The organism is Rhodococcus zopfii NBRC 100606 = JCM 9919 (genome assembly GCF_001895025.1).
Classification (GTDB): Bacteria; Actinomycetota; Actinomycetes; order Mycobacteriales; family Mycobacteriaceae; genus Rhodococcus; species Rhodococcus zopfii.
On the sequence record NZ_BCXI01000047.1, the window covers coordinates 48,933 to 57,852 of the forward strand.

The following is an 8,920-nucleotide window of genomic DNA, read 5'->3' on the forward strand; positions in this document are numbered from 1 at the left end:
GATAAGGGTCCTACCCAACGGCGTTGAGCACCTGCGTCATGGACGCACAGCGCCACCAGGAGCAACGCTGCCCCCAGACACATCCCCAGGAAGAGGCCTTGCTTCACCGCCGATGCGGCATTGGCAACGCCTATCGCGTTGCTGACGAACCGATCGACCGGCCCCACGTTGACGGTCGTGTGCGCTGCCATGCAGACGAAGACCACCGCGATCCCGAGCGCCAGAACCGAGTGCGATTGACGCCATCGGCGCACCCTGGTGAAAGCGACCCACCACAACAACACCGACAGAACAATCGTCGAGTACACCGCTACAGCGCCTCATTGAGCAACGACCGAATACGGGCCGACCTGGCGATGCCGGCACCCCAGATCCGCCGGCACAACTCCGAACCGAATGCCTCCGCCTCCATCTCCAGTCGGCGCACACGCTCATCGGAGCAACTCCCCTGTCCACACTCGCGAAGCATCATCCGAGCCATACCGTGCCATTCGGATGGAAGAGTCCGGCGCGCCGTGTCGTGGACAGAGCGTCCCTCATGCCCCATGAGGATGTGGCCGAACTCGTGCCCGATCGCGCGGTCCAAGTCCGCAACCCACGGAGCGTAGTGAATCTCGTCCCAGTCGGGATATTTACGCCAGAGCGCGAAGACGCCAGGGCCAAGGTCCACGTCCCTGGTCACCACGAGTGGACGACGGCGCATCCGCTCGATCGTCGGCACCAAACCGAGAACGGAGGCCGCTTCATCACCCCGCGCATGTGCAAGCAGTTCGCTCACTGCCCCCGCCACCGGGTCCATAGACGCCTCCTCCACCTCGGCACCTCGATTCGCTCAACAGAGAACTCGGCACATACATCAAATCGAGCGGTCACAGCAATCGCTTCGACTGCCGATGCCCCCGACCGAACATCGATGGATCCCGAGATCCCGACCGGCCGGTATCGTACCGACTGACACCACCCCGTACCCGTGATGCACGACACCGCATGCGCAGGTTCCCCCGGTATCCACCTTCGCCCCCCACCGCGAGGTTCACGAATAGGCCCCGGCAAGGCCAGCCGGACCAGCAATACTGGCATTGATGCGGAGGTCCCATCGAAATGGCATTACAGGCAATTTCGCTGTAGCCGGCCCGTGCACGGAAGGCGCCAATGCCGACAGTGACATCATCGCCATCAATACTTGCAATTGCTCGACCACGCAGGATCCTCCGAGTCGGGGCGATCGCCCCGACTCACCTTTCCACCTCCTTGAGCAGCGGGTCCGCAATACCAGCAATGCTGGTATTGCCGCGAAGTCTGCCCGATGCAAGTAATACTTGCATTATGGTGATACCTGGTAATGTCCTCATTGCCAGCAATGACGAGTCGCCTGCAACCCTCGGGGTGGCACCGACTTCACCAGGAATGCCGGTTTTGCTGGCAAAAGAAGCAAAACCTGCATTGATTGCTACGACAGGAAGGGAAGTGCAGTGGTCACACGCGAGAAGGTGTCCCTCAAGCGCGACGCCGCGGCGCTACGACGAGTCGTCGCGCTCATCAACAGCAAAGGGGGAGTGTTCAAGACAACACTGGCATCCAATATCGGTGGCCTACTCGCCGCTTCCGACTACAAGGTTCTACTCGTCGATCTCGACCCTCAGGGTAACGTCGCCGAGGATCTCGGCTACACCAACACCGAGCTCGACGACGAGGGACGCAACCTTGCGCAAGCACTCGCATTCGGCGGCCCACTCGAGCCGGTTCGCGATGTCCGGCCAAATCTGGACGTCGCTCCCGGCGGACACCACCTCGAAGCAGCAACAGCAGCACTCACCTCGAGAGCATCCAAAGACCCAGCAGGAGCGAAACTCGCCCTTGCAATGGCCTTGGCACCGATCGCGCACCAGTACGACATGATCCTGCTGGACTGCCCACCCGGCGACGAAGCGTTGCAGACGGCAGCTGCGGCCGCAGCACGATGGCTTCTGATCCCGGTCAAGAGCGATGCATCCAGCCGCAAGGGCATGGCCGGCGTGATGAACCGCCTCAATGCGGTCCTCGCTGACAATCCCGACCTCGACCTTCTCGGCGTTGTGCTCACAGGTGTCGGCACGTCCGCAACCAAAGTTCAACAGAACGCTCGAGACGCAATCGCTGAGGCATTCGGTGGCAGCACCGACGCCATCTTCGACAAGACGGTGCGGCACTCCGAAGCCACCGCGGCAGCAACACGAGAACGGGGACTGCTCGTCCACGAACTCGACGACGTGGTTCGCAACGGACCCAAGTGGTACGAGGTCCTGCGCGGGGAGGCTCAAGCTCAAGCCCTCGCACCCCAGTCCTCCACGTCCGTTGCGGACGACTTGGTGGGCATCACCGAAGAGGTCGTGCGCCGCATGACCGCAGCAGAAGCCGAGGAGGCAGCATCGTGACCGAGCCGCGCCGGAAGCTCTCAGGTCTGCCTCGCGTCTCGTCCGGCGCACGACAGGTCACGGGAGATCTGTCCGGGTTGCAGGCAAAGCACCGCAACGTTGCACCACCCGCGCAACCAGTCGAGCAACCTGCTGAGCAACCCGAGAAGAAGCAGAGCAACAAGGCGGTGACGGTGTACATCGCCCCGACGGTGTACACCCAGGCCCGCCTCGCCTTCAACGCCACACGCACAGCCGAAGCCGACCGCAACTGGTCACAGTTCGTCGAGAAGGCCATTGCGGAAGAAGTCCGGCGACGGTCCGAACTGCACAACGGCGGGAAACCGTTCGAGGGAGTCGATGCGCCCCTTTCTCCCGGTCGACCGCTCGCTGACACCTGAAGTCAACCAACGCTTTCAATGCCTGTTTTGCTTGCATTCACAGGAATGACGGGCGTCCTGCAAGGAATTGCCGCTCCGCAGGACGCCCTGACCAGGAAAACCACCAGATAGGAGATCCCCAGGTCATGTCCGACGATACAACCCAGTCCCAGGCCCCGTTGCGCAGGAATCTGCCGATGAGCCACTCGAAGATGCTGGCCATCGCAGCAGTTGCAGCGATGGCGTTGTTTCTCGCAGCGCTGGCGTTCACCCTCTCGTTTGATGCGTTGCGCGCTCTGGCGATCGAGATCAACGTGCAACCAGGGCGGGCGTGGATGGCACCGGTTGCCATCGATGTTGCACAGGCGGCTGCAACGGCCGGCTATGTCATCTTCCGGGTGTCCGGCAAATACAACTACGCCCGCCTGTACTGCATGGCACTGGCGATCGTCACCGTCGCACTGAGCGTGATCGGCAACGCCTACCACTCGTGGCAGATGGCTGATCGCAACCTCGCCCGCGTGGCAGCGGGGGAGGATCTCGGTTTCATCCCGCAAACCCCGTGGATCGCGGCAATCATCGCGGCGATCTTCCCGCTGTTGTGGCTGGCGTTGTTCCACCTGTTCACGATGCTGTTGCAGGTTGTCCTCGACGAACGCGCCCAGCACCGGGCCGTCGCAACGGACGAAGATCCGGTGCAACACCGTGTCAACGTCGAGGATGAAGCATCCGCCCTCGGTACCCCTTGGGACCACGAGACCGGCACTACCACGAGTGTGCGCCGTCCGGAGTTGCATCCCGCTGAGGAAGCGGTTGCGCCCCTGCCGGTTACGAAGGCGTCCGAACGCAACGATGCAGACGGGGCAGGAACCGCCGTTGCCGTTGCCGAGGACACCCTGCCTCGCTCCGATGGGGCGACCTGCAACGGCTATCCGCAGACCCGGGACGGGTTGCTGCGATTCCTCGAAGATTCGGACTCCCACGAAACCGTCAAGATCGTGGCGTCGATGCTCGTGAGCGAGCCGCAACTGAAGCAGATCGACGTTGCACAACGGTTGAAGATCGACAAATCCACCGTCAGCCGCCGCTGGCGGCAGTTCCGGGACGCCGCCGAAGCCGAGGGATTTTCGGTGCCACCGTTGCCCACGGCCGAAGCAAGCGAGCGCAACCGGGAAACCGAGCGAGTCTGAACCACCCGGCCGGCCTCGGTGCGCACCGAGGCCCGGCCCGGTGCAGCCTCCCGGAGCCCAACGACTGGTCAGCTGGAATCTCGCGCACGACGCGACACGCCGAACCCGAATAGTGTCCGACGCACTGTGGCCCAGCGGTGTAGGGTCATGCCCGCACACAGCGAGTCGGGGGAGGACGGGGAGAGGTATGGCGACGGAGTCGAAGCCACGTAAGTACGCACCTCACACCAAGCGAAAGCTCCGGCTGAACCCGAACAGTGAAACGCCCGAATCACCACGTCGTTCGGTGCGATTCCCCGATGTTGTGGACGAAGAGCTCGAAGCGCTCTCCCGCCAGACAGGACTCACGGTGTCGAAGTTGATCCGCCAGGCAGTGGACAACTACCTCGCCGAAACCCGCCAGAAAGCGAGCTAAGCACCAGAAAAAGCCGAAACCCCCCGGTTGGCAGCCGAGGGGTTCAGCAAATTGAAGATCAGATACACACTCTCAAGGGAGAGGATCCCAAAGTAGAGAAGCACGTACCTGGCCCAACACACCGGTAATGCTACAGGGTCTTTGAACACCTGACTACTTTGGGACCCATCCCAAGACGGGCGTGTCTCCGGTCTTCCTCCACGAGAGGACCCAGCATGACCACCGCCCCGCCCGAAAGCAGCGGCAGCACCTTTCCCGATCGGTCGGACCAGACCAGCGACTCTCTTCCGGAGAACTCGCGGCGGTTCGTTCTAATCGACCTCACCGTCCTCGAAGAGTACGACCTCAGTCCACAAGCCTTGGCTCTGTATGCGCACCTGAAGAAGTTCACCGACCACCACACGGGGTGGGCCTGGCCGAAGAAGGAAACCCTCGCCGAGCGCCTCAGGATGCGCCAGGGAAGGTCCGTCGATCCGTACATCACCGAACTGCGCGAGGCCGGCCTCATCCACGACGTCCGCCCCCGGTTCTGCAATCCCGCCGACAGGCGTGACTGGGTTCTCGACAGGCCGGACAAGGCACACCCCGAGCAGACGTCCAACCTCTATGTCGTGAACATGAGCCCCGCATCCCCGCAGGTCGCACCGGGGTGCGCCACAACGCAGGGGGGGGGTGCGCCACAACGCACCGGGGGGGTGCGCCACAACGCAGGCGAACAAGAACCACCTACCAACAACCCATCACCAACAACCCATACAGAGATCTCTTTCGGTTCGACCTCCGCGGAAACGACCTCGGGCGCAGCTGCCGCCCCGCCCGGCGAATTCTCGGCACGGTTGATCGAACGCAAGCGCCGCACCGGTGAGACCACACCGAAGCCGATGCCGCTGCACCCGCAGTGGCAGCCGAACAACGCCAACCGCGCCACCGCGAAGAAGCTGGGGGTACACCTCGACCTTGCGGTCGAGCAGTTCCGGAAAACCATGTCCACACCCGGCCAGAACCGGCGCTGCTGGGGAAGCGCGTTCACCAAGTTCCTCAAGGCCATGTCCGAGCCCGACACCGCACCGTTCGGCGTCTCCGCCGACGAACTACGCACCACGGCGATCAAGCAAGCATTCCCCAGCGCACAGCCCTCTGCGCAGTCCCGCACCGAGCCGACACACACCGCCGAATCGTCCAGCGAACCGGAGACCCGCGACGAGCACGCCGAAACTCCCGCCACGGCTCCGACCACCCGTCGATCCACCGACATCGACGGTCCCCACCAGCTCAAAGCCCTGATCTGGACACTGGAGGACGACGGGTACCGCGGCGCGAGTGTTAGGGATCGGGTGCGAGAGCTGTTCGAGGACGGCACGCCCACGTTCGCCATCGCCAAGCTGGTGAAGCAGCAGTTCGTGCCCGAACCGGAACCCCTCACCGCCTAACACCCGCACCGATACTGGAGTAGGAGGGGGTTCCCCGTGGCAGATTCCGCGCATGAGGCAGCACGCGAGTGGGTCGGTGACCAGCTGCGATACCCGCAGCGTCTACCGCGCACCGCGATCGTGGTGAATTGGAGTTCGGTGCCGCAGCCGGTGCAGCGCAGGCTCGAAGAAGTGGTCCGCGCCGGCGGGTCCATCGACTACAGCAGCAGACTCCCGCGCCGGCGGTGGTGGCATGGCCGTGGATCCGGCCTCAGCGCCGACGAGGTGCGAGTGGTCGAGTCAGCCGCAACCTCGTTGCGGTGGCCGGCCACTCTCGACAACGACGAGACCCGGTTGCTGACCGTGGTGGAGGGGATCGTCGATCGGATCGCAACGCACCCGGCCTGGCAGCATCCGGTTGCATATGGGCACCGCTCGGTTGTCGCCCTGCACATGGAGCTGCACGACTTCGCTGCAACCACCTACGAGTTGCTGCAACTTCGCTGCGCAACACCGGAGGTGCCTGCCCACACCGACCCCGACTCCTACGTGCGACAGGAATGGGATCGCCGGCAGGTCGCGTTCGCGCACAGTCGCTCCGCGCTCATCGAGCGGGCCGTCTCGCTTCGTCTCGTCGAGCAAGCCCTCGACCGGGTTCATCGGCTGGCCGAAGAAAGGCGGGCCGCCGAGGAGCTGGCCGTAGGAACCCTTGCGATAGACCGTCTCTCCCGGCATCTAGCCGCCGCCGATGTCGCCTCTCTCAACGCGCAGATCACTGCGAACGATCTGGACGCTGCGGCCGCGAACCTCCGGGCACAGATCGACTACCTCTCCACCGTGGACAGCTGGCTCGGGAAGCGGACGACTGTTGCGCCCTGACACCGAACAGTCCTGCCGCGCCACTGGCTACGCCACCGGCTTGCCACCGGATAACCACCGGTAGCTTCCCGATCCAGAAGACGGGGTCCAATCTTCAATGTTGTCAACTGAACTAGAGTGAGCGCCGTGATGGTCGGATACGCCCGAACCGGCGAAGGATCAGACGAGAACGAGCAACGAGCACAGCTCGTATCCCTCGGCGTCGCCCCGCGCCGTATTCACATCGACACCGGACTGAAGGGCACCAGACACGAGTTGCCGAACCGCACCGGCATGCTCGATGCGTTGAATCCCGGTGACACGGTGGTAGTCACCAGCCTGGAACGGCTCGCCCGGTCCGCAGCCGAACTGGGCGAGGTCACCGCCGTGATCCGCGACCGGCAGGCCCGCCTACGTGTCGGCGGCACCGTCTACGATCCCGCGACCGAGGCCGGCCGAACCGCATTCGAACTGTTCACCAGCATCTTTCCCGCGTTCGAGGCCGGCATCTACGAGCTGCGGCTGACCGGACCACGAGAGCAAGCCAAGGCCGCAGGCCGATATCCGGGAGGCCGACCGAAACTCACCGCCGAGCAACGCCAGAGGCTCTACGAGCTGTACATTTCGGGCACCGAGACCGTCCCCCAGCTACAGAAACGCTTCGGCCTCAGCCGAGCCGGGGTGTACATGCAGATTCAACGAGAGCGGAACCGGCGGCAGAGTCGTTAAAGCGTGTCGAACAACCTCGGTGAAGTGGTTCGGCAACGCCCTTCTCGGGCGTCGTCGGTTCAAGCCGCGGGTACGGCCGGAACGTCGGTTCCCACGTCGTCCAGGTTCGTTTCACCGTGTTGAAGAACCCGCCCCGGGGCCTTCAGTCTATCTCCGCACAGCTCGCCCGACCACGGGCACACAAACCCCGAGTCCGGCCAACACCCGTCAAGTCAACCCCGCGGAACTGGCGTTTCACGGCACCAGCGGGTTCCAGTGCCGACACACGACGTCCCACCCAATACCTATTTTGTAGTACACAAATAGCCAATTCTGTAGTACAGTATTACTATGGCGATCAAGTGGACCGAGAGTGCCCTCAAGCACGGAATCGACATTGAGGACGCGAAGTATGCCATCGCGCACGCCGAGTACATGGAGGCCGAGTTCGACGAGCCGCGGCCTCCATCGACGATCCGGCCCACCCTGTTCATCGGTCCTCAGCGCCGACTGGGAGCGCCGTGGCTCGAAGTGATGGTCGAGGTCGGTCGCCGCGACGTGACGATCTTTCACGTCATGGAGGCCCGCAAGAAGCACCTCGAACGGTTGGAGGACTGATGCAGCCGGATTCCATGCGGGCGGGCAGGAATGGAGGAAGCAATGACCAAGAAGAAGACCTACGAGGACGCGGCTCGATGGGCGGAGGACGACATGGTCCTCCCGGAGAACTCGAAGACGGCGCGACGGGGCTCAGCGGCCGCCGAGGTGGGGCGAGCGCTGCTGGCGCGCGCGCACGCCGGACGCCCGAGTCTCGACCCCCACGCCGAGCCCGGCACCGAATCGCCCAGACGGCAGGTTCGACTTCCGATCGCGGTCAGTGAGCAGGTCGACGCGATCGCGCAGGCGCAAGGCCGGCGAGCGGCCGAGGTCATGCGGGAGGCCATCACGTTGTACGTCAAGGACAACGCAATCCGCTGAGACGCACTCGTCGGTGCGCCAAGGCCCAGTCCTCAATCCCGGGAAGGCCCCGCGAACTCGGCCTCGACACGAGACATCGACCTGGACGAATACCGGAACGGACGGAATCAAAGAAATTCCGAATCCGGCATCAACTCCCCGAACGCGCGGGCGCCCCGGCCTCTCCCCCCGACGCCGGGGCCGCTGACCTTTTGTAGTGGTCGGGATGAGGGCCGGGGGCCGGTCGCCGGTCCCCCGCTGTGTCCGGCGTCCGGGGCGGGAAACGGTTATCGCCGCCATACTCTGACCTGGTCGGTGGCGAGTAGTGGCCCGCCGGCCGGGCCTTTGAGGTGCGATTCGATCCAGACCGGTCGCCGCTGCGAGCGCTGTGGGCCGTGTGGTTGCTGGCGCCAGTGGCCGCGTACCACCCATCGGTGCCGGTATTCCCGTCCGTTCCCTGTGCCGCTGCCGTCGCCGGTGGTGTCGATGGTGTGGTCGACCGCGGCGCGCCGCAGGTCGACCAGGGTCACGCCGTGTCCGCTCCGTGGCATCGTTCCGCCGGTGCCGGAGCCGTTCACAGGGTGGGCGCGGGGCGGGCGCGGGGGAGGGG

11 protein-coding genes and 1 pseudogene are annotated in these 8,920 nt (G+C 64.2%); 9 read left to right on the top strand and 3 right to left on the bottom strand.

Annotated features, from left to right (window positions below):
• Positions 1-310 precede the first annotated feature (310 nt).
• Together RZ1_RS24830 and RZ1_RS30700 are read right to left on the bottom strand one after the other, a co-directional pair.
• Entirely contained in the window at positions 311-778 is a 468-nt protein-coding gene (locus RZ1_RS24830; protein WP_139281968.1) for a hypothetical protein, read from the bottom strand.
• A 255-nt stretch (positions 779-1,033) separates the two neighbouring features.
• Complete coding sequence (locus RZ1_RS30700) at positions 1,034-1,201, bottom strand: hypothetical protein (protein ID WP_169918109.1); 168 nt, start codon at positions 1,199-1,201, stop codon at positions 1,034-1,036.
• Positions 1,202-1,472: 271 nt separating this feature from the next.
• Between RZ1_RS30700 and RZ1_RS24835 the strand changes: the two genes are divergently transcribed.
• From RZ1_RS24835 to RZ1_RS24875, 9 genes are all read left to right on the top strand, one after another.
• Positions 1,473-2,414 (top strand): ParA family protein, encoded by a 942-nt coding sequence (locus RZ1_RS24835; protein WP_072815209.1) that lies wholly within the window; start codon positions 1,473-1,475, stop codon positions 2,412-2,414.
• Positions 2,411-2,794 (top strand): ParB family protein, encoded by a 384-nt coding sequence (locus RZ1_RS24840; RefSeq protein WP_083583903.1) that lies wholly within the window; start codon positions 2,411-2,413, stop codon positions 2,792-2,794. The genes RZ1_RS24835 and RZ1_RS24840 overlap by 4 nt, the downstream gene beginning before the upstream one ends.
• 125 nt (positions 2,795-2,919) lie before the next feature.
• A complete protein-coding gene (locus RZ1_RS24845; RefSeq protein ID WP_083583904.1) occupies positions 2,920-3,963 on the top strand; it encodes a DUF2637 domain-containing protein in 1,044 nt (347 codons plus the stop codon).
• 187 nt (positions 3,964-4,150) lie between these two features.
• Positions 4,151-4,378: a ribbon-helix-helix domain-containing protein gene (locus RZ1_RS31905; protein ID WP_083583905.1), complete on the top strand. Its 228-nt coding sequence runs from the start codon at positions 4,151-4,153 to the stop codon at positions 4,376-4,378.
• A 215-nt stretch (positions 4,379-4,593) separates the two neighbouring features.
• A complete protein-coding gene (locus tag RZ1_RS24855; protein ID WP_072815211.1) occupies positions 4,594-5,808 on the top strand; it encodes a helix-turn-helix domain-containing protein in 1,215 nt (404 codons plus the stop codon).
• Positions 5,809-5,844: 36 nt separating this feature from the next.
• Positions 5,845-6,666 carry a hypothetical protein gene (locus RZ1_RS24860; protein WP_072815212.1) on the top strand — a complete coding sequence of 274 codons (822 nt, stop codon included), beginning with the start codon at positions 5,845-5,847 and terminating at the stop codon, positions 6,664-6,666.
• 129 nt (positions 6,667-6,795) lie between these two features.
• Positions 6,796-7,374 carry a recombinase family protein gene (locus tag RZ1_RS24865; RefSeq protein ID WP_083583906.1) on the top strand — a complete coding sequence of 193 codons (579 nt, stop codon included), beginning with the start codon at positions 6,796-6,798 and terminating at the stop codon, positions 7,372-7,374.
• Between the two features lie 330 nt (positions 7,375-7,704).
• Complete coding sequence (locus RZ1_RS24870) at positions 7,705-7,971, top strand: hypothetical protein (protein ID WP_072815214.1); 267 nt, start codon at positions 7,705-7,707, stop codon at positions 7,969-7,971.
• A 42-nt stretch (positions 7,972-8,013) separates the two neighbouring features.
• Positions 8,014-8,331 carry a hypothetical protein gene (locus RZ1_RS24875; protein WP_072815215.1) on the top strand — a complete coding sequence of 106 codons (318 nt, stop codon included), beginning with the start codon at positions 8,014-8,016 and terminating at the stop codon, positions 8,329-8,331.
• 266 nt (positions 8,332-8,597) lie between these two features.
• Here the strand turns inward: RZ1_RS24875 and RZ1_RS24880 are convergent.
• A pseudogene (locus RZ1_RS24880) lies at positions 8,598-8,920 on the bottom strand (hypothetical protein); the annotation flags it as partial.